Origin of the sequence: Sulfurospirillum diekertiae, assembly GCF_002309535.1 — a bacterium.
In the GTDB taxonomy this organism is placed as follows: Bacteria; Campylobacterota; Campylobacteria; order Campylobacterales; family Sulfurospirillaceae; genus Sulfurospirillum; species Sulfurospirillum diekertiae.
On sequence record NZ_CP023275.1, the window covers coordinates 1,565,617 to 1,588,819 of the forward strand.

Genomic DNA, 23,203 nt, shown 5'->3' on the forward strand with positions numbered 1-23,203 from the left:
TCATACCTTTTCCAAAATGGTTAATGACTCTGCAATCGAACCATGTCGATAGCCTTCAAGATCTAACGTTACATGTAAAAATCCAAGCGATTTAAGGTGCTCCGTTACATCGTTTAAATGGTGATCATTCAAAAGGCGAAGAGCCTCATTTTGAGGCATTTCGATACGTGCCAAGCCATCTTCGTAGCGAACACGCATTTGGGGATACCCTTGTGCAATCATATACGCTTCTGCACGACCTACCATCGTGAGTGCTCCTTCAACAATAGGCTTATCATACGCAAACCGAGTCAATAAACACGCATAAGATGGCTTGTCCCATGTACTCAGCCCAAGTTCTTGTGAAAGAGAGCGAATCTCTTTTTTACTCAATCCTGCATCCAAAAGAGGTGTTTTAATACCAAGTTCTCCAAGAGCAACACGTCCGGGGCGATACTCTAAGGTATCATCCACGTTACTACCCTCTGCGATGGCACTAAAATCATGTTCTGTTGCAAAAGAACTTAAAGAAGAGAATAGGGCATGTTTACAAAGATAACATCTGTTTTCAGGATTATGGCGAATGGCATCAATCCAAGGCTTTTCTATCACCAAATGCGAAACGCCAATTTCCTTGGCAACTCGTCTGGCATCATTAATTTCCCATGCGGCAATATACGGAGTCGAAACGGTGATAGCCAAAGCATTAGATCCTAAAATATCATATGCAGTTTTAAGTAAAAAGCTACTATCAACACCCCCAGAAAATGCCACAATAAGACGTTCATAGGAAGCAATAATCTCTTTCAAATGTTCATATTTTTGAGTCATCTTGTCTCTCTTTCATTGCAACGGTTACGCTCTCATAAATCTTCAAAATTGGTACATTATGGTTGAGAGCAGCTTGTTTACACTCTTCATATTCTGCTTTGTATTTGAGCATTTTTTCATGCGCAAAGACACATTTCACGCTTATCTCACCATACGGTGTTAGAACTCGTTGCATCTCACGCTCTAACATGACTTTTTGAACAAGCGAACGTCTAAGCCCGATAGAAGAGGTCTCGGCAAAAATAATCTCCATCGCTTCCGCCTCTTTTTCTTGTCCAACCAAAACGCTCAGTTTCACACCCAAACGATTTTTCTTAGTTGTAATAGCGGTTGTATAAACATCTTTAGCACCCGCTTCAAAAAGTTTCTCTTGTACATATGAGAGTATTTCAGGGCTCATGTCATCAATGTTGGTCTCTAACACAACCTCTTCAGAAAAAGCGACTTTTTCCTCGACTTCACCTAAAAAAACACGCAACACATTGGGAATATCAAACTCTTTATGCCCGATGCCATACCCAATTTTTTCAATCGTCAAAGAGGGCATTTTTTCATACATATCCACATTGGCTTTGATGATCGCTGCACCCGTAGGCGTCGTTGTTTCAAATGGCACACGACCCAACGTTACAGGTACATTGTGTAAAATCTCAAGCGTTGCGGGAGCAGGTACTGGAAGAGTGCCATGCGCGCACTGCACAAACCCACCGCCTAGCTCAATTTTTGAAGCCATAATCTTCTTTACATGTAAAGCTTCCAAACAGATTGCAGCACCCACAATATCGACGATGGAATCAACGGCACCCACTTCATGAAAGCCTACATTTTGTGGCTCTTTTCCATGAATTTTTCCCTCAGCCAAAGCTACCATCCAAAACATCTTCAGACTTCGTTCTTTAATGCTTGGAGAAAGCGTACTGTTGTTAATGATCGCTTCAATACTTTTAAACGTTCGATGTTCATGATGATGTGGGCTGACATGCCATTGAGGTGTGAGTTTGACGGTTACTTTTGTCCCGCTAATGCCCATTTTACTAGCTTTTTGAATCACCAATTCAAAAGCAGAATCCAAAGAAAGTTTTGAGAGTTCTTGTCTGAGATAGGCTTCTTCCACACCCACATCAAGAAGTGCACCAAGATTCATATCGCCGCTGATACCGCTAAAGCAGTCATAGTACAAAACTCTCATCATCAATCCTTATTGAGTGACCAATTTTGGAACGGTAATTGAACCAAAAGGAAGCACGATAATACTTGCATTTTCACCTTTTTCTTTAATGGCGTCAGCAAGAGCCACATGCAAATCATGGTATGGTTTTAAATGTACTGCTTTCATCTCTTCATCGCTCAGTTCGCTTACCGCCCAACTTTGCGCCCAAAGGTTAATTTCTGCCATTTTAGCCGCTTTGTGGTAACCCAGCTTATAGCCACATTTGATTTTATCCAACACCGCTTGAGCAGAGTGAGCAGAGCTCATCAATTTAAAAAATCCTTCTTCACCAATACCAGTACGGCATTTTGCCACCATAATGAGAATACCTTTATCTTTAAGCGCTAATTTTCCATTGTCAAGTGCTTTTTGAGACTGATAAAGGTCAATGTCCATAGGATAGGGGGCTACAGAGATAACAATGTCCGCTTTTTGAGGAATATTGACACAAAAAACTTCATCCGCTTTATCAATAGCCGCATAGAATGAATCGCTAAGATCGCCCGCAGTAACCGCGCAAATGTCATGATCACTATCCAAAACAGTCATAATGGCAAAGACATCAATATGTTGAAGTACACCCATTGCATCCATCATATCTTCATGTACAGGATTGCCTTTTAGACTGAGTGCTTGCGCATTGGGATGTAGGGCTAAGAGATGGTTTTGTTGAATTGTATCGTACGCCGCAACACCCGGTAAAAACGCTTTTCGTCCACCCGTATAGCCTGCAAAATAATGTGGTTCAACCGAGCCAATCGCACATACTTTTTTAGCTTCCGCAACGATTTTATTGAGATACATCTCTGTGCCGTTGGTAGATTTACCAAGATAAATCATTGCATCATTGCGTGAATCATGGCTCCAGAGACGATCTTTTGCCTTTAAATCTTCATAAATCTCTTTACCCAAGATAAAATGCCACTCTTCCTCACTTGGCGCTCTATGACACCCCGTTGCAACGATAAAATAAATATCTTTATCTTTAATTTTGGGATAAATGCGCGCTAAAACTTTACGCGTTGGAGTAGGGCGTGTACCATCATTGACAATAAAAACGATACGTTCTTTTGTATCACAAAAATGATCAAAACTCTCCTTACCAAGAGGATGGGCTAATGCTTCATCAATCGCTTTATTGTAATCAATTTTGGGAACACTATTTGGATTATACACACCCACTAACTGTTTATCGTTAATATCCAACTCAAATTTTTCGTCTTTTCCGTAGCCAACACTAACTTTCATACATTATCCTTTATCACCGTTTATATATTTTAAAACTTGTTACATTAAATCAACAACACACATTATTTCGAACAATTAAAACAATATAATCTTTTATTTGTGATATTTTATCACCGATAAAACAAAAAAGTAAAAATTTTATCAAAAAAAAATCAGAGACAGAAATTCCAAATAGATTTTGATAAAATTTTAATAGTCAAAGAACACGAGAGAGCCTAGCGGCTCTCATCTTCATAATGAAGGTCCTATGAGAACACTTCGTATTGTGCACGACCCATTTTGTAAAGATCAGCACCAAATGTATCGTTAATAACTGTTAATGGGAAATCAACCACTTCAAGTCTTCTAATAGCTTCTGGTCCCAATTCTGGATATGCAATGACTTCAGCTTTTTTAATTTGACGAGCAAGAAGTGCGCCCGCACCACCTGTTGCACCAAAATAAATAGCTTTAGATTTTACACAGGCATCTAAAACTTCTTGACTACGTTTACCTTTGCCGATCATGCCTTTAAGACCTTGCTCATTAATGAGTTTTGGTGAGTATGAGTCCATTCTGTATGATGTTGTAGGACCTGCACTACCGATTGGATCACCTGGTTTTGGAGGAGTTGGTCCAACAAAATAGATTACCGCGCCTTTCATATCGAAAGGAAGTGCTTGTCCTGCATCTAAAAGATCAACTAATTTTTTGTGTGCTGCATCACGTGCTGTATAGACAACACCTGTTAAATAAACAATATCGCCCGCTTTAAGTTGTACTACATCTGCTTCACTCAGTGGTGCTGTTAAATGATAAGTTTTGCTCATAATTTTCTCCTTATAGCTTGATATGCATGTGACGTGAACTGTGGCATTGAACGTTAACGCTCACTGGCAAGCTCGCAATATGGCATGGGTTTTTCTCGATATGAACGCCAAGAACTGTATTTGTTCCACCCATTCCCATAGCACCAATACCTAAGTTATTAAGAAGAACCATCAACTCTTCTTCCATTGATTCCAAAACTGGATCGGGGTTTTTGCTTCCAAGTTCTCTAAAGAGGGCATGTTTAGAAGAGATAACCGCTTTTTCAAACGTTCCGCCAATACCAACACCAACAGTAAGTGGAGGACAAGGATTTGGACCTGCATCTGAAATGACTTGTTTAACGTATTCAACAATACCTTTTCGGCCTTTTGCAGGAGCAAAGACAGTTGCGCGAGAAACGTTTTCAGAACCGCCACCTTTTGCAGCATATTCAATGTCCAATACATCACCTTCAACAAGATCAAAGTGAATGACCGCTGGAAGGTTGTAACCAATTTCATCTTTCAAGTTTGCACGTGTATCCCAATGACAGGTAGATGCTCTTAAGTAACCCTCTTTATAGCCTTGTTCTGTTCCCTCGTTGATCGCTTTTTTCAAACTACCACCAACAACCTTAACATCTTCGCCGACTTTGACAAAAAAGACTGCTAAGCCTGTATCTTGGCAAAGGGGTCTTGCTTCATTGGCTGCGATGTCCGCATTGTCCAAAATTTGTTTAAGAACTTGTTTACATACTTCACTTTTTTCAGTTTTGTATGCATCTTCCAATGCTTTGTAAGCATCTTTTGGCAAGTTGGTTGCACTATAAAGGATCATGTCCTTTACACTTTTGACGATCTCTTCGTACTTAATTTCTCTCATTTTTCATCTCCGAAAAAGTTAGTTTTGGTCACACACATAGTACTAAGCGTAGAGGTGCAGTGTTCAAGTTTACATTTAAAAGGAGGGCACCTCTACAGATCTTTACATGTAAAGATCTGTAAAAGTGTACATCCCACAAAGGGGATGTACCTTATAACATTATACAAAAATGAACACGCCTAGAAGTAAAACGGCAAAATAGATTACTGCAAAAAGTGCTCCTAATGCCCACCAACGTGCTTGAGAAATATAACCAGCACCATACCAAATTGGAGATGGTCCTGTACCATATGGAGTGATAATACCCATGATACCAAGGCTACCTGCAAGTAAGATCATAAATGATGGTAATTGTTCAGGTGCAATAAATTTAACAGCGATCAATGCAAAAACAGGAACCAACGCTGAAACGTGCGCTGTTACGCTTGCAAAGAAGTAGTGTAATAAGAAGAATACAATAATCATGGCAATCATCAACGAAATAGGAGGAAGCCCTGTTAGAGAAGATTCTGCTAAGGTACCAACCCATTTTAGGATACCAACTTTTGCCAAACCACCGGCAAGTGCAACAAGAGTGGAGAACCATACTAAAACGTTCCAAGCACCTTTGTTACCAATAATATCGTCCCAAGAGATTACATTACAAAGAACCATTAAACCAACAATAGAAATCGCTGCAGTTGTAGCATCAATACTTAATTCTTTACCGAAAATCCAAAGAACAAGAGCAAGAACCGCAAATAACAACATCATAATCTCTTTAAAAGAGATTGATCCCATTTTTTTAAGTTCATTAGCAGCCCAAATTGGAGCTTCTGGAGATTTTTTTTGTGTTGGTGGATATACAAGATATGTCAATAATGGAGTTAACAAGAAAAGTGGTAACATCAATGGAATCATAATTTTTGCCCATGCGCCCCACTCAATAGTTACTTTAGCACTTTTTGCAATAAGGTCAATTGCTAAAAGGTTTGGAGCAAGTGCTGTTAGGAACATTGAACTTGTCACACATGTTGTTGCCATTGCTACCCAAGTAATATATGCTCCGAGTTTTCTTGGCTCATTTTCGGGAGTAGAGTTAAAGATTTGTGGGATGTTGATCGCGATAGGGAAAATCGTACCACCACTTCTTGCGGTATTTGATGGCATAAATGGAGCAAGAAGGAGGTCAGCAAATGCCACAGCATAGCCAAGACCGAGTGAACTTTTACCCATAAATTTAACCATGACAAGAGAAATTCTTTTACCAAGACCTGTTCTTTGGTAGCCTGCAGCAAACATAAACGCAGCAAAGATTAACCAAATAATAGAGTTGGAAAAACCAGAAAGTGCCCACTTAATACCCTCAGCAGGTTTTGGATCAATAATGCCCATTAAGGCAACTAAACACACACCAATCCAACCAACAAGCGCAGCAGGGACTGGTTCAAGAACTAGACCTACAACAACTCCTAGAAAAATTGCTAAAAAGTGCCATGCATTAGCACTCAATCCCTCAGGAGCAGGGATAAACCACACAACTAACACTACCAATACTGGAATCAGCATGGATATTGCTTTTTTCGACATCGCGAAACCTCCATCAATAAATTTTACTCAACATCTCATAATTAAGACTGATGTAATTATATGGCGATAAAAGAGATATAAATGAGACTTTTTTGATAGAATTACAAAAAAACAAGGCATTAAACTTATGAAATACTTAAAAATTATGATCATATTGTTTTTTTACAGCTCTTTTTTATATAGTGACGAAATTTTATTAATTCATTCCTATAATAAAGGACTCAAATGGAGTGATGGAATCTCACGTGGTATTGAAGATATTATGCTAAAACATCCACAATATGAACTCACGACGGAATATATGGATAGTAAAAAAATAGAATCAGAAAACTATTTTGATGAATTACTTGATCTTTATAGAAAAAAATTCCGTAATCGTCAATATAATGCCATCATCGTTGCGGATAACTATGCCTATGATTTTGTTTTAAAATACCACCATGAGCTTTTCCCCAACACTCCCGTTATTTTTTGCGGCGTGGAGAACTTTAATCCTAAAGAGTTAGACACCTATCTTAAAAAATACGTAACGGGCGTTATTGAATAGACATCTTGCAAAACTCAAATAAAAGGCACTAAAAATGCTTGGCAAGAGGCATGAAAAAATATGAACAAATGCAAAAGCATAAACCCAAAGATTTTAAGCGCCATATTGGCGTTAATGAAGAGACATTTAACGCAATGATAGAGGTGTTTAGGCAATACGATGAGAATCGTAAAAAAGGATTAGGTGTAGGAGGGAGGAGATCTCTTTCACCAGAAAATAAAGTACTTTTGATGCTTGGCTATTATCGTGAGTATCGCACCCTTGAACATATTGGATTTGATTATGGTGTGAGTGAATCAACGGCTTCAAGGATTGTATGTGAAGTAGAAGAAGTGTTGATTAAGTCTGGTAGATTTTCATTGCCAAGCAAGAGAGAACTCTATAAAAGTGATGTTGCCCTCTCTTTTGTTGTCATTGATGCGACAGAAACGCCTTGTCAAAGACCCAAAAAAAGCAAAGAGAGTACTACTCAGGTAAGCAAAAGCGTCATACCCTTAAAGGACAGATTGTGATTGATAAAGAGGAGAGGATTATGTGTGTGCATACCGCTAAAGGTACGACACATGATTTTAGACTGTTTCAAGAATCTAATCTCCCCTTGATGCCCAAGACCTGTGTTTATGTTGATTTGGGATATCTGGGTATTGCCAAAGAACATAGCCATTGTCAAATTCCCCATAAAGCCTCCAAACTTCATCCTTTGAGTGAGGAGCAAAAAGAGGAAAACAGACAAAAAGCAAGTGCTAGAATATGTGTTGAACATGTGAATGCTAAAATCAAAACATTTCAGATACTCACCCAAAAATACAGAAACAGAAGAAAACGATTCAATCTACGCTTTAATTTGATATGTGGATTAATCAACTTTGACCGTGGTTTTGCTGTGGAATACAAATGAGTTTTGCAAGATGTCTAATATAAAGATATACGTGCAAACCTAGAACTGATCTATCAACTCTTTCCTGCAACAAAGATGGTCTATATTATCAGTGATGATGCTTATTCTTCTCTCGCCATTAAAGAGCAGATTATTGATGAATCCAATAATTTTCAAGATAAATTCCGTGTCGTTTTTGACAACAAAATTGATTTTAATAAAATTGACGAAAAAATTGACAAACTTCCCAAACACAGCGTTATTCTTTTTACCAGCTTTTACCGTGATATGAATGGGGTATATATACCTTATCACCGACTCAGATCTTTTTTCCAACGCTCAAAATTTCCTGTTTTTGCACTCAATCATATTCACTTAGGTGAAGGTATCATTGGTGGGTATATGATCAATCCTTATGATCAAGGAGCACTAGCTGCTAAAAAAGCATTTGAGCTTATTAATGGTAAAAAAATTGCTTCCGTTCCTATTGAAACACCTTCAAGCAGTTATTTTTTTGATAATAATATTTTACGTAAATACGGTATACCCCTTACCGATGTTCCAAGTCCTGCTGAAGTCATTAATGGTGTTGAAAGCTTTTATGAAAAACACCGTAGGTTTGTTGAAAATGCTTTTGCCCTTATGCCATTGCTCCTTTTACTCACCACTATTTTGGTTTTAAATATTATTAAACGAATTTCATTGGAAAAAGAGCTCTTGCGTCAAGGAAAACTGGATTATGTCCTTCTAAACAACATCCAAAGTGCCATTTTTTGGAAAGCGAATGATGGTAAGATTTTGGGATGTAATGATCTTCTTTGCGAAATCATTGAACGTGACAAAATTGACATCATTGGTAAAAATGTTCAAGAAATCATGCCTGGTTTTTGTGATAAAATTCAAGAAGTTCCCCTTGATTGCCCCACCAGTGCTGAGATTGTTATGAAAATGCCGTTTAAAGATAAAATTATTTTTTCGGTTCGAAGGACCTACTATACCGATGAAAATAACCAAGAAGCAGGCGTTGTTACCATTTTAACCGATGTTACAGAAAAAAGGCGAATCGAGACAGAGCGAAAACGCCATGAACAATTTGTTATCCAACGCTCCAAACAATCCGAAGTAGGCGAGATGATCGCCAGTATTGCCCATCAGTGGAAAACACCCTTAGTCGAAATCTCTGCTATTGCGCAAGAACTCATTTATAAACGCCGTAAAAAAGTTCTTGGGGAAGAAGATACTCAAAAAGTTGTCGATGATATTATGACGCAAGTAAAATATATGTCCAACACGATTGATGATTTTAGACAATTCATTAAGCCTTCATCCACGCAGACAGCCTTTGATGTACGAGAAGCTATCGATACGCTTTTAAGTGTTGTCAATCATAATGTAAAGTACAATTACATTACGATCAATATTATCCAACCCTCCAAAGAGTCACTCTTAGCTTTTGGGTATCCTAATGAATTTAAACAGTGTGTTTTAAACATCATTAATAATGCAAAAGATAGTATTGTGAAAAAGAGAGAGAGTAAGAATACAGATGGTATCATTGAAATTGAATTAAGCAGTGATGATACGCATATCTATCTCTCTATCAGCGATGATGGTTGTGGGATTGAAAAAAGTAAACTTGAATCTATTTTTGACCCCTTTATGAGTACTAAAGAACATGGAGATGGATTTGGGCTTTATATGGCACGTTTGATTATTGAAGATAAAATGGGTGGAAAAATTATTGCTAAACAAAAAGAGAATGGTGCACAAATTTGCATTACCATTAAAAAAGCCAAGGGAGCTGCATGAAAATATTGATACTTGAAGATAATGAACGACTCGGTAACCTTATGGTTGAAGCACTTGAGCAGAAAAAGTACCGTATTGACCTTTTTAAAGATGGAAAAGTAGCGTTAAAAGCCATTGATAATGGCTATGACTGTTTTATTTTAGATATCAATGTCCCGGGTATTGATGGTCTGAGTCTGCTAAAAGAGATCCGCGTTATGGATGCTTCGACACCCGCTATTATCATCAGTGCCAATGTTGAATTGGATACGATTCAAGAGGCCTACAGTAAAGGGTGCGATGAATACCTCAAAAAACCTTTTTACATGTATGAATTAGAAACCAAAATCGAAAAACTTTGCAAACCAAAAATTTGTCTGGTTTCACTCCCTGAAGGCTTTTGCTACTCTATGGAGCAAGAAATACTTCTTGATGGAGAAGGAGAAGAGGTTAAACTTGCTAAAAAAGAGATCTTACTCCTCAATCTCTTTACCAAAAATCTCAATAAAAACATCTCCTTTGAACGCATCGAACAGTATGTTTGGGGTGGAGAACTTACAACCACGGAAAATATCAGAGCTCTTGTGAAGCGCCTTCGCAAAAAACTCCCTGAAGATACCATCGAAAATCAAGGTGGCATAGGGTATCGTCTGCATTATGAACATTAAATCTTTCTTTGCTACACGTGAGCAGCTTCTCTATCTTTTAGCGGCTGCTGTTCCTATTGCTTTTACAACATGGAATGCCCTTTTGAATAACTTTGTGGTTGAAGTGGCTGGGTTTGATGGTGAAAAAATTGGTTTACTGCAAAGTATTCGTGAAGTTCCTGGTCTTTTAGCCTTTAGTATTGTGTTTGTTTTAATGATTTTTCGTCAACAAACCGCGGCGTATCTCTCTTTACTCCTTTTAGGGCTTGGAACACTTTTGACAGGCTTTTTTCCTTCAGTTGTGGGACTTTATATTACAACATTAATTATGTCTGTGGGATTTCACTATCTTGAAACATTGCATAGTTCTCTTTCACTGCAATGGATCAATAAAGAACAAGCACCTTCCTTTCTTGGTAAAATCTCAGCACTTCGATCTTTTATAGCACTCTTTACGTTAGCCGCACTCTATGTCATGATGAAAATATTTGACATAGGTTATCTTGCCGTTTATGTTTTAAGTGGCGGTATTACCATGCTTTTAGCCATTGTGACATGGATAGGGTTTGAGCATTTTAAAGATGATATTGTCCAAGAAACGAAGCTGTTTCTGCGCAAAAAATACTGGCTCTTTTATGTTTTAACCTTTCTTGCAGGAGCGCGTCGTCAGATTGTGGTTGTTTTTGCAGGGTTTCTTTTGGTGGAGAAGTTTCATTTCAATGTCGAAAATATGCTTTTACTTCTCATTGTCAATACGATTTTAAATATGGTCTGCGCACCTTACGCAGGTAAACTTATAGAACGTTTCGGAGAAACACTTTCCTTAAAATTGGAATATATCTCAATTGTTCTCATTTTTGTCCTTTATGGTTTGGTACAATCACAAACAATGGCAGTATCACTTTATATCTTAGATAATCTCTTTTACACAATAGCCATTGCCTTAAAAACATATTTTCAAAAAATAGCCGATCCTAAAGATATCGCTGTAACATCAGGGGTTGCTTCGGCTATCAACCATATTGCGGCTGTTTTTCTGCCTTTTACCTTAGGAATTGTCTGGATTTATTCTGTCAGTGCTGTCTTTTTTATAGGAGCAGCGATTGCGATGATTGCATTTTTATTAACATTTTTACTACCAAAAAAGGAGCGTGTGTGAGTTTACATGTAAAGGAAGATTTTTTACAATTTGATGACTATCAACCCGATGAAAACACCTACGATGAAACCACTTTTTTTGAAGCAGAAGGAAGTGAAAAATTTGATAAAACCTCAGCACAACAAATGCTCATGATGATGAACCGCGTTTCTGATGATTTACGTCTAGATGACTATTCGATGAAAAAACTTGAAATTGTCCTACGGGAAGAACTTCCTTTCTTTGCTGTTAACCGAAGACTCGTCTTAAACTGGATCAATGAGAATTTTTTATTTTAATCTCATCCTTTGTCGTCTATAATGTAGTATTCACAAAAGAGGATATATGAAAAAAATCTATTTAATCAGACATGCCAAGTCAAGCTGGAAAGATGAAACCATAGATGATTTTGAAAGACCCCTTAACAGTAGGGGAAAACGCGATGTTGCGTTCATGGGAAAGCGTCTTAAACTGTTTGATGTGAAGCCTGACATTATCTATACAAGCCCCGCGAAAAGAGCTGAAAAAACAGCTAAAGAGCTTGTTAAAGAGATGGATTACGATAAAAAGAAAATCAAATCTATCGATTCTTTGTTTGAGAGTTCCTATGAGCAGTATATGGAGCTTATCCATGCAACAGACGATCAATACACTGAAATCTTCATTATCGCACACAACCCAACCATCACCGAAGTGGGTGAACGTTTGAGTGGTGCAATTTTGAGTAACATTCCTACCTGTGCCATTGTTTGTATTAGTTTTGATGTCGAAAGCTTTAAAGAAATTACCGAAGAGAGCGGTCACATTCTCTTTTTTGATTACCCTAAAAAGCACCTCAAAGATTAAACTTTTTTACCAAAGTATAATATAGCTCCCGCCATTAACATGGCACAACTTCCTAATAAAAATGAAACAATTGTTGATCCATTGGAGATACCATCAAGGGGCAATCCATGTGTATTCATACCAAAATAACCCACAATAAGATTTAAGGGAAGAAAAATTCCTGAGAAAATTGTCAAAAGGTAGATAGTTTTGTTCATGCGTTCGTTATTGCGACTGGTGTAAAAATTATAAAGGTTGTTTAACTTATCGATTGCCAGTAAAGAGGAACGATTGGTACGGCTTAAGTGTTCGTGAATATCTTTAAAATGGATCGCTAAAAAATCTTCTTCTTTGAGATAGCTTTGAATAAAACTCTCCAAAACTTCAACACACAGCGTTAGAAGGCGGTTGATGCGACTGAGATCTTTTTTCGTGTTAAGCCAATAGCGCATAAACGAACTTAATTGAGCATTGTCATATAACTGCTCTTCCATCCAATCAATACTTTCATGCAAAGAAGTTAACATTTTCATTGCAATATTCGTTTTTTCATTCAGTAATTCATAAACTTTTTCCATCGTTTTAAAATCTATAAATTCTTGCACGTTTTTATCGTACCAATAGCATGAAGTACCATCAAACACAAAAGCATACGAGTCAATTTTAAGCTCTTTGTCGCGTGAGGTTGGTAGCGCTAAAATTAAAATATCGTAGTTAGATTCTTCTACAAACATCGAAGGATGGGTTGCATTTTTAATATCTAAAAGGTGGAAACGGTCTATTTGTTCGTATAAATGTATCATTGTACGTCATCCATAGTATTAGCTGCAATTTTTAAACGCTCTTTATCAAAATGAGTATAAATGCGAGAAGTATTGAGATCCGAGTGTCCTAGTGCTTCTTGCACCAAGATCAGGTCTCTATTTTTTTGATACAGCAGTGTTGCAAAGGTATGGCGCAACATGTGCGCACCGTTTTTTTCTTTTCTAATCCCCGCTGTCATTAGAATTTTATCCATGATATAGCTCACATAGGCTTGCGTTAAAGGCTTACCCGTGCGACTTTGAAACAAGAGGGCATTTTCAGAACTTCGGTAACTCATCCATTCGTTCAAATCATGCTCAATCTGTTCTGTTTTAATCATTGCCGTACGAGGTTTATTGCCTTTACCCCGAATCTGAAAGATGTAGTAATCCTCATCTTTCACCATATCCTTCAGTTTTAAATCTAAAGCCTCACTGACACGCATACCTGTAAAAATGATCATCTTAATCAGAAGTCGATTCTTTGCCTGAACATAGGGTTTAAACTCTGTCTCTTCAATGGCTTTGAAAAAGCGTGAGAGTTCTTCTTTGTACATGTGAGCAGGGAGTTTTTCACCCTTTTTACCCCCAAGTCCACCCCAGTTCTTGAGCTCAATGCGAAATTGGTGTGAATTGCCTTTTTCATCTTCATTCTGTTTGTCTATAAATTTAAAGAGTGAAACAATGGCCATACGGTAATTTTTTTTTGTAGCATCCGAGAGTGATCCCGTTTGAGAGGCAAGAAATTCACTTAAAATCTCTTCATCAATCTCTTTCAGAGACGTCATTCCCATAGGAGCAATGTAATAGTAAAATTTTTCCAGCGGATTGATAAAAAGATTAATCCCGATGAGTCCAATATTGCGAGCCTCTTTAGCAAGATTTTTCAGTTCATCCATCGTTGCACTACCATGATTGAGCGCTCCAATAATAGCCGAAAGTTTTGCATTTTCTTCGACATGGCGGTTGGAAAGAGAGGTCAGTTTAGACTTGATAAACCGATCCAGCCAAAACAGAAGGCTCTGCTCAAAACTCTCTTTTGCATCCACCATGTAGCGCATTTTAGTTAGCTCGTTTCGCGTAAAATTCCGCTTTAAAAGCAGCAAAGCGTCCTTCAAGGATCGCTTGACGCATCTGTTTCATTAAAGTCAAGTAGTAATGAAGATTGTGAATAGACGCAAGTCTAAAGTACGTAAGCTCTTTTGAGCGGAAAAGATGGTGCAAATAACCACGCGAATAATGTTTACATGTAAAGCAGTCACACTCAGGATCAATCGGGCTATCATCTCTTTGAAACTTGGCGTTTTTGATGCTGACTTTACCAAAGGAAGTAAACAGCGAACCGTTACGGGCGTTACGCGTTGGCATAACACAATCAAACATATCAACCCCTCGCTCCACGTTTTCGACCAAATCCTCAGGCGTTCCCACCCCCATTAAATAACGTGGTTTATTGGTTGGCATTAAAGGCGTGACGTATTCGACGATTTCATACATTTCAGCATTGCTTTCACCCACACTAAGCCCCCCAATGGCAAAACCATCAAAGGGTAGGGCGCAGAGTTCATTGGCACTAATGCGGCGAAACTCTTTATCGGTTCCGCCTTGAATGATCGCAAAAATATTTTGATGCAGACCAATACCCTCAGCTTGCTTTTGCTGATGATAGGCAATGGCGCGCTGTGCCCAATCGGTTGTGCGTTTGATAGAAAGCGCAACGCGCTCTTTGGTGGCAGGAAGAGCTACCAGATCATCCAAGATCATCATAATGTCTGAATTGAAATTGTACTGAATATCAAGCACCTTCTCAGGCGTAAAGTAATGCGATGAGCCATCAATATGGCTTTTAAACATAATGCCATTGACATCGGCTTTAGAAATATCGCTCAAACTAAACGCTTGAAATCCACCACTGTCGGTTAAAAAACTGTTCGGAAATTTGGTAAAACCATGCAGTCCACCAAAATGTTTAATCACCTCATCGTTTGGACGTAAATATAGGTGGTACGTATTACCTAAAATTATCTTAGCTCCAAGCATTTCACTCATATCAACAGCGTCTAAGCTTTTAACACTACCCACAGTTCCAACAGGCATAAATACAGGTGTTTGTATGGTACTGTGTGCTGTTTTTATTGTACAAGCACGAGCATTTCCATCGGTTTTATCTATCTGAAATTCCATTTTAGTTACAATATCCTCTTTAGTTTATAGGGAGTCTTTTACAATGAAAAAAATTTTAATCATCGCTGATGGCATTCTAGCAAAACAATTTTTAGAAAAGGTTATGGAAACCGAAGCGGGCGAAAATAACTACACTATCGTGACCTATAAAGAAGAGACTATACCTAAAAAACGCCCTGAAAATTTTAAATTTTTTGAATTTGACCCCACGAGCTACGAAAAGCTTGCCATCATTCTCAATGAGCAGTTTTTTCAAATCATGATTATTATGTCCAATGAACTCGATGTTAAAGCCACCTACACCAACATTAGACGCGTGGACAGCAAAGTGCGCATCGTCATCATGGATAGATGGGATTTAAAAATTGAAGATAAACGTCTTTTAATGCTCAATTCTCGTGAAATTCTCGCTTCTCGTTTTACTGACCATCTTCCTAACACACCGATTGTCGCTCAAAATATCGGACTTGGCATTGGTGAAATCATGGAAGTTTCTGTGCCCGTGGGAAGCTCTTACGCTTACCGACATCTCGCTTCTATCGAGCAGAGTAAGTGGAAAATTGCAGCCATCTACCGCTCAAATACACTCATTTTACCGCGCCCTGCATTGATGCTTCTTCCTAATGATCTTTTGTTGATGATTGGCGATCCCAAAGTGTTGCAAAGTGTCTTTAAAAGTATCAAGCGAGAACTAGGACAATTCCCTTCACCCTTTGGAAGCAGCATTTACTGCATCATTGACATGCTACGAATGAATGATACAGAGATAGACACACTCATCAATGATGCCTTGTTATTGCACTCTAAACTCAACAGCAACAAATTACATGTAAAGATTATCAACCCAACGTACTCCAAAACACTCGAAAAGATCAAAGGCTACAGCAATCACCATATACACGTTATGATTGACTATTTTGAAACCAGCCCACGTAAAGTCTTGCGTGAAGATACGGAAAAAATGGACATTGGTTTGATTGTCGTGATGAATACCTTTTTCCAAAAAAACAAACGCACCCTATATAAAACAAAATTACCGATTTTCAAGATGGGTAAACGTGGCTTTGGTGGTCTGAACCAAGGTGTGGTTCTGAGCAATGATGCCCATGAAATTGAGCAAGAATCTTCGGTTATTTTTGATGTGGCAACCCAACTCTCCCTTGAGCTCAAACTCTACAGTTATAACCCTGACCATGAAAATGCAAAAAATAGCTTGATTGAGCATTTTGACAATCTCTCAAAGATTTTTGGGCGTGAAGTAGACGTGGTGCAAAGTGATAAAAATCCATTGGTAAAGCTTCGTAATAAAAACAATATTTTGCAATTCATACCCTTTAGTCCCAAAATTTTGGAAGCTAATTTTTTCTCCATTTTCTCTACAGATATGGAAAAACTTCACTTTAAACTTGCCAATAATTATCAGCTATTTATCCCAATCAATGCATAATTAAGTGCTTTTTGAGTATTATAAATAAAAAATATGGATAGATAATGCAAGTCAATGTTGTCTTAAATAAAACCACTTCAAAAGATTACAGTGTCACTATAGACTCTCTAAAAGAGCTTATTTTTGATACAAAAGTCTTAATCGTAACCAATACCACCGTAGCAGCTCTTCACCTTGAAGCCCTCCAGAAAAAACTTTTTGCCAAAGAACTTTATACCGTCATCTTGCAAGATGGCGAAATGTATAAAAATTTTGATAGCCTCAATCTTATTTTAAACGCATGCTTTGAACATCGCTTGGATCGTCAATCTCTTTTAATTGCCTTTGGCGGAGGGGTTATTGGTGATATGACGGGATTTGCGGCTTCGATTTATCAACGAGGTATTCATTTTATTCAAATTCCGACCACACTTTTAGCACAAGTCGATGCAAGCGTGGGTGGTAAAACGGGTATCAATAACAGCTATGGGAAAAATCTCATTGGTTCTTTCTGGCAACCCTGCGCCGTTTATTGTGATAGTGCGTTTCTTAAAACGTTACCCAAACGTGAATTTGCCGCAGGTGTTGCTGAAATTATCAAAATGGCAGTCACGTTTGATAAAGACTTTTTTGAGTGGCTCGAAACACACGATCTTTACGATGAAACTTATCTAAAAACGGCTATTCATAAAAGCATCGCTATCAAAGCCGATGTTGTTTCACAAGATGAGACAGAAAGAGGCATACGAGCCATTTTAAATTATGGACATACCTTTGCTCATGTCATTGAAAACCAAACCCAATACAGTACCTATTTGCACGGTGAAGCTGTAGCGATTGGTATTGTGATGGCAAACGCTTTAGCACAAAAACTTAAGCTTTTAACCAAAGAAGAGGGCAGTCGAATCAAAGCTCTCTTAGAACATTATGCGTTACCAACACATTATGACATCAGTGATCCTGAAGCTTTTTATGATGCTTTTTTCTTAGATAAAAAAAGTGCTCATGACAAAATAACATTCATTTTAGCCAATGGAATTGGTGGTAATGATATGCGCAATAACATTTCCAAAGAGGTTGTTTTAGAAGCACTAAAGGACGTCAATGTATAAAAAAATTCTTTGGCTGATTTTCCTTACATGTAATCTTCTTTTAGCAGAAACAAACAGCTCTTTAAAGCTTGAAGACGCTATGAAAACGGAAGTTCTTCGTCAAAAAATTACAGCTATTGATGAAGCGATTCAAGACAATCTCTGGTACAAGCGTTATGGTAATTACCTAAGCTATCAAAAACTGATCGAAGAGCTCTCAACGGTTGATGCCGAACTTAAAAAAGTAAAAACGGCAAAAGACAAAGTTTCTGTTGAAAAGCGCGAGAGATTAACAAGTAAGCAAGAATCACTTGAAAAGCAAATAGAACTTTTACAAGAGTTTAAAAATTCGCCTTTTAGCCGCATGGTTGAGTCAACCGATTTGGAAACATACCCTAAAATCACCAACCCACTTGCAATTATTTCTGCACTTTCCTATATCAAAAAGATCAAACAAGACAGTGTGGATTATAAAGCACGCATTGATCGCTTGGATATTTTAATAGGTAAACTCAAAGAAAAACTCTCTTTTTTAGAAGAAATATATCAGATTGAGCCAATCATTACCAACGAAGACATGGTGTATGAGGCACAAAAAGAAGTTAACGCATTTGTTGCCGCCCAAGAGATTGCGAGCACAAGTTATACTTTACATGTAAAGAAAGTCGAAGAGGCAACGATTCGTATTACACAAGATATTACTTTGCAGATGAAGCGTGCCTTCAACATCGGTATATTCATCGTTGTAGTCATTGTTTTTACGCTTTTACTTAAATTTTTTGCTAAACGTTATATCAAAGACAATGAGCGTTTTTATACTGCCAATAAAATTATCAATTTTGCCAACGTCACACTGATTATTCTTATTTTACTTTTTTCCTACATCGAAAATGTCTCCTACCTTGTGACAGTTTTAGGTTTTGCCTCTGCGGGTATTGCGATTGCAATGAAAGACTGGTTTATGAGCATTTTAGGATGGATGGTCATCATTTTTGGCGGCAGTTTCCACGTGGGTGATCGTATCAAAGTCAAAAAAGATGGACTTCCTTATGTGGGTGATATTATCGATATTTCACTCCTTCGTATGACGGTACTTGAAGATATTACGTTAACATCGTATATGGAAAATACACGCTCAGGAAGAATTTTCTTTGTGCCTAACAATCTTATTTTTTCCGCTGTTATTTCAAACTACACGCATGGTACGATGCGCACCGTTTGGGATGGCATTAACATCTACATCACCTTTGGTTCAAACCATAAAAAAGCGGTTCATATAGCACGAGAGATTACCAAAAAATATTCAAAAGGCTACACTGATATTGCACGCAAGCAGCTCAATTTACTCCGTAATCAGTACAGTCTTAAAAATACAAACGTTGAACCTCGCATATTTTCATTTGTGGAACCACAAGGGTTTTGTATCAACTGTTGGTATATGACAAACTCGTATGCAGCACTCTCCCTTCGTGGTACGATTGGCTGCGAGATTATTGATGCTTTTATGCAAGAAGATGACATTACGATTGCTTACCAAACACATAATATCAATATTGGGAAGCAAGAGCGACCTTCATTTCCACCTGATGAACTAAAGAGTCCTGATGAAAAAAGTCTTTTTTAAAACGTTCGGATGTCGCACCAACATCTACGATACACAAGTGATGATGGAAAATCTTACCGATTTTGAAGTGACAGAAGAAGAAAGCGAAGCTCAGATCATTGTTGTCAACTCCTGCACGGTCACCAATGGTGCAGACACAGGGGTTAGAAGCTATATCAATCACGCCACCAAAGAGGGCAAAAAAGTCATTTTAGCAGGCTGTGGCGCGATCAGCAAAGGTGAGAGCCTTTTTGCTCAAAACAAAGTTTTTGGCGTTATGGGACATTCTGAAAAAGGGCAGATCAACACGCTGTTAAATCAAGAGATACCGTTTTATCAGATCGGCGATCTAACGTCTTTAGATGAGACGATTGTTCACGAATACACGGGCAAAACCAAAGCGTTTATCAAAATTCAAGAAGGGTGCAATTTTAGGTGTTCCTACTGCATCATTCCTTACGTCAGAGGCAATGCGAGAAGCCAAGATGAAGATAAGATCATCGAGCAAGTACAAAAATTAGCCTTGAACGGTTATGGTGAATTTGTACTGACAGGCACAAACATCGGCAGTTATGGCAAAGACAAAGGCAGTTCCCTTGGTAAACTTGTTCAACGCTTAGGCGCTATCAGGGGTGTTCGTCGCATTCGTTTGGGGAGCATTGAACCTGTGCAGATCGATGAGAGTTTTCGAGAAATTCTAGGAGAATCATGGTTGGAACGCCATTTACATGTAGCGCTTCAACACACCTCGGAGCGCATGCTAGAGCTTATGCGAAGACGTAACAATGTCAAACGTGACTTAGAACTTTTCCATGAACTCAGTGAGCGAGGTTTTGCACTAGGAACCGATTATATTACGGGGCATCCCGGAGAGAGTGGCGAAATTTGGCATGAAGCGTACACGACTTTAGAGCAATTTCCCCTCACACATTTGCATGCTTTTACCTACTCAAAACGCGATGGTACGCCCTCAAGTACGATGAAACCCGAAGTTAAAGGCGATGTCGCCAAAGAACGACTTAAGAGTATAGAAGCCCTTGTAGAGTCGAAAAACATTACGTTTCGACAAAAAAAGAGTGCAATACCCTTAAACGTCTTAGTTGAAGAGTATAAAGATAACCACTACATCGGATACGACCAATTTTTCAATAAAGTCATCATTCAAAGCAATCGTGACATTCTGAAAGAGTGGGTTACTATCGAAAACTATGAGATCAAACAGGAGGCTAATTATGCGCATTTTTAAATCCCAAAAACTGATGCTTGCCATCATGGCATTGAGCATCTTTGCTGTGCTACTTGCATTTGGGTATTTACGTATAACGCCTAAGATTATTGACCTACCGACGTATCATGCACTTTTAGAGAGTGGCGGAATCAAAAAAGCCAAAGTCGAAGAGAACGAAGTATGGCTTTACGGTCTTAACGATCAATTTGTCATCATCAAAGATGGTATTGACATTGGAGAACTTCTCAAAAAAGTACCCATTGAAGTCCAAAAATCCAATCCTTTTTTTGAAGACCTCATTATTTTGGGTATGCTCGGAAGTCTTTTATTTGCACTGTTCATTTATGCTCGCAAAAAGAGGGCTGAAGATATTAAAAAAGAGCAAGAAACCAACCAAAAAGCCTATGCAAGCTATGATCCATTTATGAGTAGCATCATAAGACCAGTGAGAGCGCACGTCAGCTTTAAAGATGTCGCGGGCATTCAAGATGTCAAAGAAGAGCTCGAAGAGATCGTCGATTTCCTCAAAAATCCCGCACGCTACAAACGTTATGGTATCACCCTTCCCAAAGGTGTGCTGTTAGTTGGCCCTCCAGGGGTGGGTAAAACAATGATCGCCAAAGCCGTTGCAGGTGAGGCGAGTGTGCCTTTCTTCTACCAAAGCGGTGCAACGTTTGTGCAAATCTACGTAGGAATGGGTGCGAAGAGGGTTAAAGAGCTTTTTTCCCAAGCGAAGGCTCATGCGCCATCTATCATCTTCATCGATGAAATTGATGCCGTGGGGCGCGCGCGTGGTGGTATGCGAAACGACGAGCGCGAATCAACGCTGAATCAACTGCTTACTGAGATGGATGGGTTTGAAGACAGCAGTGGCGTCATCGTCATTGCCGCAACCAATAAAATCGACATTATCGACGAGGCACTGCTTCGATCAGGCAGGTTTGACAGACGTATTTTCATCTCACTACCCGATAAAAATGATCGTTTAGAGATCATCAAAGCCTATATGCGTAACAAACCCACCGAAATCAATTTAGAAGAACTCGCCAATATGAGTGTCGGATTTAGTGGCGCGGCACTTGCAACCTTTGTGAATGAAGCGGCGATTAACGCGCTTCGTCGTGGCTCTACCATCCTAGAACTCAGTGACTTTGTGGCAGTGCGCCAAAAAGTGCTCATGGGCAAGAAAAAAGTACTCAGTTTCTCCGACGAAGAGAAGAAAATCCAAGCGCTTTACCAAGCCGCAAAAGCTCTGTGCGCTTACTGGTTTGAGATCGATTTTGATAAAATCAGCATTGTCAACGACCGCCTTAAAGATATGGATAGAGAGATTGAGTCTAAAACACAAATGCTCTCGCGAATCAAAGTTTATCTAGCAGGCATGGTCGCAACCAAACTCACCTACAATGAAAAATTCACCAATGCGACCGAAGACCTCAGTCGTGCCACTGCCATTGCCAAAGAGATGGTCGAAGTGTATGGTATGGGTGAAAAGCTCATTCCCTATGAGAGCGACATCTTGCTCATTTTGGAAAATGCCCAAAGTGAACTTGAACACTTTTTAGAAGGTATGAATACGGTACTGACTAAAATTTCCGACGAGCTTTACAGTGTAGAAAGCATCTCAAAAGTGCGTTTAAAAGCCATCATCGATGAAGTTCTTTAGTGGTTTTTGCCTTGCGAACGAGCAAGAACTCTTCGCTCCGTATCTAAACCAAAGCGATTTTACCGTCGCTGGGTTCAGTTATGGAGCGATCAAAGCTTTTGAATATGCCTTTACATGTAAAGAGCGTATCGACACGCTCCAACTTTTTTCCCCCGCCTTTTTTGGGGATAAAGATGCTAAGTTTAAAAAACTTCAAACGCTCTCCTTTTCCAAAAATAGCGACAGTTATACACAAAATTTTATGCAAAATTGTGTGTATCCTTCTACCTTTGATATACAACCATTTTTTCAAAAAGGAACTCTTGAAGAGCTAAGCGAGCTTTTACACTATACATGGAATGAAAAACATTTACATGCTTTGAAAGAACGAGGTATAAACATCGAAGTCTATGTAGGCGAAAAAGATACCATCATTAACTCAATAAGCGTCAAAGATTTTTTCGTCCCCTTTGCAAGCGTTTACTACCTCAAACGAGTAGGGCATATCTTAAAATGATGCACGATTTAGACGAAGCCGCCGTTTTCAAACGCTTATACGAACCTTCCCCTCGTGCCTTTTTTCTTCTGTTCTACACCACCCACTGCAGCCAATGCAAAATCGCCCGCGCAAGAATCGAACGCGTTATGCAAAACGGAACTTTTGAGGTCGATTTTTTTACATGTAATCTAGATGACGCCCCCAGAGTCAGTGAGCATTTTGGCATTCGCTCTGTGCCTGTATGTATGACCTACAACAAAAAAGGCGAGCAACACAGGGTCGAATACGCTCTCAAATCCGAAGCGGTTTATGAGAGTATGGTACTGGGTGTAAATGCGCAAAAAGGCGACCCGAAGTCTCGGTTGTTAGGGTTTTAGAGAAATGATAGCTTTTA

At 38.7% G+C, this 23,203-nt stretch carries 24 protein-coding genes; 15 read left to right on the forward strand and 9 right to left on the reverse strand.

Annotated elements, in window-relative coordinates; all coding sequences use genetic code 11:
• The 6 genes from larE to SJPD1_RS08155 all read right to left on the reverse strand — a co-directional run bounded on the left by larE (position 1) and on the right by SJPD1_RS08155 (position 6,508).
• Positions 1–810 (reverse strand): ATP-dependent sacrificial sulfur transferase LarE, encoded by an 810-nt coding sequence (larE, locus tag SJPD1_RS08130; RefSeq protein WP_096046709.1) that lies wholly within the window; start codon positions 808–810, stop codon positions 1–3.
• Positions 794–1,999, reverse strand: a complete 1,206-nt coding sequence (gene larC / locus SJPD1_RS08135; RefSeq protein WP_096046710.1) for a nickel pincer cofactor biosynthesis protein LarC — start codon at positions 1,997–1,999, stop codon at positions 794–796. The genes larE and larC overlap by 17 nt, the downstream gene beginning before the upstream one ends.
• 9 nt (positions 2,000–2,008) lie before the next feature.
• Positions 2,009–3,268 (reverse strand): lactate racemase domain-containing protein, encoded by a 1,260-nt coding sequence (locus SJPD1_RS08140; protein ID WP_096046711.1) that lies wholly within the window; start codon positions 3,266–3,268, stop codon positions 2,009–2,011.
• Positions 3,269–3,513: 245 nt separating this feature from the next.
• The gene (locus SJPD1_RS08145) at positions 3,514–4,077 is read right to left on the reverse strand and encodes a Fe-S-containing hydro-lyase (protein ID WP_087438722.1); all 564 of its coding nucleotides are present in this window, start codon (positions 4,075–4,077) and stop codon (positions 3,514–3,516) included.
• 10 nt (positions 4,078–4,087) lie between these two features.
• Positions 4,088–4,939, reverse strand: a complete 852-nt coding sequence (locus tag SJPD1_RS08150; RefSeq protein ID WP_087438723.1) for a fumarate hydratase — start codon at positions 4,937–4,939, stop codon at positions 4,088–4,090.
• 159 nt (positions 4,940–5,098) lie between these two features.
• A complete protein-coding gene (locus SJPD1_RS08155) occupies positions 5,099–6,508 on the reverse strand; it encodes a DASS family sodium-coupled anion symporter (RefSeq protein ID WP_096046712.1) in 1,410 nt (469 codons plus the stop codon).
• 127 nt (positions 6,509–6,635) lie between these two features.
• Between SJPD1_RS08155 and SJPD1_RS08160 the strand changes: the two genes are divergently transcribed.
• The 8 genes from SJPD1_RS08160 to SJPD1_RS08195 all read left to right on the forward strand — a co-directional run bounded on the left by SJPD1_RS08160 (position 6,636) and on the right by SJPD1_RS08195 (position 12,351).
• Entirely contained in the window at positions 6,636–7,055 is a 420-nt protein-coding gene (locus tag SJPD1_RS08160) for a hypothetical protein (RefSeq protein ID WP_096046713.1), read from the forward strand.
• A gap of 50 nt (positions 7,056–7,105) precedes the next feature.
• Positions 7,106–7,567 (forward strand): transposase family protein, encoded by a 462-nt coding sequence (locus tag SJPD1_RS08165; protein WP_025343414.1) that lies wholly within the window; start codon positions 7,106–7,108, stop codon positions 7,565–7,567.
• On the forward strand, positions 7,489–7,953 hold the full coding sequence (locus SJPD1_RS08170; RefSeq protein ID WP_084613060.1) for a transposase family protein: 465 nt from the start codon (positions 7,489–7,491) through the stop codon (positions 7,951–7,953). The genes SJPD1_RS08165 and SJPD1_RS08170 overlap by 79 nt, the downstream gene beginning before the upstream one ends.
• 75 nt (positions 7,954–8,028) lie before the next feature.
• On the forward strand, positions 8,029–9,741 hold the full coding sequence (locus tag SJPD1_RS08175; RefSeq protein ID WP_226372174.1) for a sensor histidine kinase: 1,713 nt from the start codon (positions 8,029–8,031) through the stop codon (positions 9,739–9,741).
• Entirely contained in the window at positions 9,738–10,388 is a 651-nt protein-coding gene (locus tag SJPD1_RS08180; RefSeq protein WP_096046714.1) for a response regulator transcription factor, read from the forward strand. The genes SJPD1_RS08175 and SJPD1_RS08180 overlap by 4 nt, the downstream gene beginning before the upstream one ends.
• Positions 10,378–11,526 carry an MFS transporter gene (locus tag SJPD1_RS08185; protein WP_096046715.1) on the forward strand — a complete coding sequence of 383 codons (1,149 nt, stop codon included), beginning with the start codon at positions 10,378–10,380 and terminating at the stop codon, positions 11,524–11,526. The genes SJPD1_RS08180 and SJPD1_RS08185 overlap by 11 nt, the downstream gene beginning before the upstream one ends.
• Positions 11,523–11,804, forward strand: a complete 282-nt coding sequence (locus SJPD1_RS08190; protein ID WP_096046716.1) for a hypothetical protein — start codon at positions 11,523–11,525, stop codon at positions 11,802–11,804. The genes SJPD1_RS08185 and SJPD1_RS08190 overlap by 4 nt, the downstream gene beginning before the upstream one ends.
• A 46-nt stretch (positions 11,805–11,850) precedes the next feature.
• Positions 11,851–12,351, forward strand: coding sequence for a SixA phosphatase family protein (locus SJPD1_RS08195; protein WP_096046717.1), 501 nt, complete (start codon positions 11,851–11,853; stop codon positions 12,349–12,351).
• On the opposite strand, the gene SJPD1_RS08200 is transcribed toward SJPD1_RS08195, so the two are convergent.
• The 3 genes from SJPD1_RS08200 to tgt are packed head-to-tail and all read right to left on the reverse strand — an operon-like array spanning position 12,348 to position 15,317.
• Positions 12,348–13,133, reverse strand: a complete 786-nt coding sequence (locus SJPD1_RS08200) for a CorA family divalent cation transporter (protein WP_096046718.1) — start codon at positions 13,131–13,133, stop codon at positions 12,348–12,350. The two genes, SJPD1_RS08195 and SJPD1_RS08200, sit on opposite strands and share 4 nt — an antisense overlap.
• Positions 13,130–14,194: a tyrosine-type recombinase/integrase gene (locus SJPD1_RS08205; protein WP_096046719.1), complete on the reverse strand. Its 1,065-nt coding sequence runs from the start codon at positions 14,192–14,194 to the stop codon at positions 13,130–13,132. Before SJPD1_RS08205 ends, SJPD1_RS08200 begins: the two co-directional genes overlap by 4 nt.
• A 1-nt stretch (position 14,195) precedes the next feature.
• Positions 14,196–15,317 carry a tRNA guanosine(34) transglycosylase Tgt gene (tgt, locus tag SJPD1_RS08210; RefSeq protein WP_096046720.1) on the reverse strand — a complete coding sequence of 374 codons (1,122 nt, stop codon included), beginning with the start codon at positions 15,315–15,317 and terminating at the stop codon, positions 14,196–14,198.
• A gap of 43 nt (positions 15,318–15,360) precedes the next feature.
• Here tgt and SJPD1_RS08215 point away from each other — a divergent pair, with 43 nt between their 5' ends.
• The 7 genes from SJPD1_RS08215 to SJPD1_RS08245 are packed head-to-tail and all read left to right on the forward strand — an operon-like array spanning position 15,361 to position 23,186.
• Positions 15,361–16,764, forward strand: a complete 1,404-nt coding sequence (locus SJPD1_RS08215; RefSeq protein ID WP_096046721.1) for a COG3400 family protein — start codon at positions 15,361–15,363, stop codon at positions 16,762–16,764.
• Positions 16,765–16,808: 44 nt separating this feature from the next.
• Complete coding sequence (aroB, locus tag SJPD1_RS08220) at positions 16,809–17,855, forward strand: 3-dehydroquinate synthase (protein WP_096046722.1); 1,047 nt, start codon at positions 16,809–16,811, stop codon at positions 17,853–17,855.
• The gene (locus SJPD1_RS08225; RefSeq protein WP_096046723.1) at positions 17,848–19,458 is read left to right on the forward strand and encodes a mechanosensitive ion channel domain-containing protein; all 1,611 of its coding nucleotides are present in this window, start codon (positions 17,848–17,850) and stop codon (positions 19,456–19,458) included. Before aroB ends, SJPD1_RS08225 begins: the two co-directional genes overlap by 8 nt.
• On the forward strand, positions 19,439–20,683 hold the full coding sequence (mtaB, locus tag SJPD1_RS08230; protein ID WP_096046724.1) for a tRNA (N(6)-L-threonylcarbamoyladenosine(37)-C(2))-methylthiotransferase MtaB: 1,245 nt from the start codon (positions 19,439–19,441) through the stop codon (positions 20,681–20,683). Before SJPD1_RS08225 ends, mtaB begins: the two co-directional genes overlap by 20 nt.
• Positions 20,670–22,331: an AAA family ATPase gene (locus SJPD1_RS08235; protein WP_096046725.1), complete on the forward strand. Its 1,662-nt coding sequence runs from the start codon at positions 20,670–20,672 to the stop codon at positions 22,329–22,331. Before mtaB ends, SJPD1_RS08235 begins: the two co-directional genes overlap by 14 nt.
• Positions 22,318–22,827, forward strand: a complete 510-nt coding sequence (bioV, locus tag SJPD1_RS08240; RefSeq protein ID WP_096046726.1) for a pimelyl-ACP methyl ester esterase BioV — start codon at positions 22,318–22,320, stop codon at positions 22,825–22,827. The genes SJPD1_RS08235 and bioV overlap by 14 nt, the downstream gene beginning before the upstream one ends.
• Positions 22,827–23,186, forward strand: coding sequence for a thioredoxin family protein (locus tag SJPD1_RS08245; protein ID WP_226372294.1), 360 nt, complete (start codon positions 22,827–22,829; stop codon positions 23,184–23,186). Before bioV ends, SJPD1_RS08245 begins: the two co-directional genes overlap by 1 nt.
• Positions 23,187–23,203: the final 17 nt, after the last annotated feature.

Excerpts from the sequence above, each read along its gene's own strand:
- SJPD1_RS08160 (WP_096046713.1), top strand. The coding sequence starts at position 6,636 with ATGAAATACTTAAAAATTATGATCATATTGTTTTTTTACAGCTCTTTT.
- SJPD1_RS08150 (WP_087438723.1), bottom strand. The coding sequence starts at position 4,939 with ATGAGAGAAATTAAGTACGAAGAGATCGTCAAAAGTGTAAAGGACATG.
- SJPD1_RS08165 (WP_025343414.1), top strand. The coding sequence starts at position 7,106 with ATGAAAAAATATGAACAAATGCAAAAGCATAAACCCAAAGATTTTAAG.
- tgt (WP_096046720.1), bottom strand. The coding sequence starts at position 15,317 with ATGGAATTTCAGATAGATAAAACCGATGGAAATGCTCGTGCTTGTACA.
- SJPD1_RS08140 (WP_096046711.1), bottom strand. The coding sequence starts at position 3,268 with ATGAAAGTTAGTGTTGGCTACGGAAAAGACGAAAAATTTGAGTTGGAT.
- SJPD1_RS08145 (WP_087438722.1), bottom strand. The coding sequence starts at position 4,077 with ATGAGCAAAACTTATCATTTAACAGCACCACTGAGTGAAGCAGATGTA.
- SJPD1_RS08175 (WP_226372174.1), top strand. The coding sequence starts at position 8,029 with ATGGTCTATATTATCAGTGATGATGCTTATTCTTCTCTCGCCATTAAA.
- aroB (WP_096046722.1), top strand. The coding sequence starts at position 16,809 with ATGCAAGTCAATGTTGTCTTAAATAAAACCACTTCAAAAGATTACAGT.
- SJPD1_RS08195 (WP_096046717.1), top strand. The coding sequence starts at position 11,851 with ATGAAAAAAATCTATTTAATCAGACATGCCAAGTCAAGCTGGAAAGAT.
- mtaB (WP_096046724.1), top strand. The coding sequence starts at position 19,439 with ATGAAAAAAGTCTTTTTTAAAACGTTCGGATGTCGCACCAACATCTAC.
- bioV (WP_096046726.1), top strand. The coding sequence starts at position 22,318 with ATGAAGTTCTTTAGTGGTTTTTGCCTTGCGAACGAGCAAGAACTCTTC.
- SJPD1_RS08155 (WP_096046712.1), bottom strand. The coding sequence starts at position 6,508 with ATGTCGAAAAAAGCAATATCCATGCTGATTCCAGTATTGGTAGTGTTA.
- larC (WP_096046710.1), bottom strand. The coding sequence starts at position 1,999 with ATGAGAGTTTTGTACTATGACTGCTTTAGCGGTATCAGCGGCGATATG.
- larE (WP_096046709.1), bottom strand. The coding sequence starts at position 810 with ATGACTCAAAAATATGAACATTTGAAAGAGATTATTGCTTCCTATGAA.
- SJPD1_RS08185 (WP_096046715.1), top strand. The coding sequence starts at position 10,378 with ATGAACATTAAATCTTTCTTTGCTACACGTGAGCAGCTTCTCTATCTT.
- SJPD1_RS08225 (WP_096046723.1), top strand. The coding sequence starts at position 17,848 with ATGTATAAAAAAATTCTTTGGCTGATTTTCCTTACATGTAATCTTCTT.
- SJPD1_RS08215 (WP_096046721.1), top strand. The coding sequence starts at position 15,361 with ATGAAAAAAATTTTAATCATCGCTGATGGCATTCTAGCAAAACAATTT.
- SJPD1_RS08200 (WP_096046718.1), bottom strand. The coding sequence starts at position 13,133 with ATGATACATTTATACGAACAAATAGACCGTTTCCACCTTTTAGATATT.
- SJPD1_RS08180 (WP_096046714.1), top strand. The coding sequence starts at position 9,738 with ATGAAAATATTGATACTTGAAGATAATGAACGACTCGGTAACCTTATG.
- SJPD1_RS08245 (WP_226372294.1), top strand. The coding sequence starts at position 22,827 with ATGCACGATTTAGACGAAGCCGCCGTTTTCAAACGCTTATACGAACCT.
- SJPD1_RS08205 (WP_096046719.1), bottom strand. The coding sequence starts at position 14,194 with ATGCGCTACATGGTGGATGCAAAAGAGAGTTTTGAGCAGAGCCTTCTG.
- SJPD1_RS08235 (WP_096046725.1), top strand. The coding sequence starts at position 20,670 with ATGCGCATTTTTAAATCCCAAAAACTGATGCTTGCCATCATGGCATTG.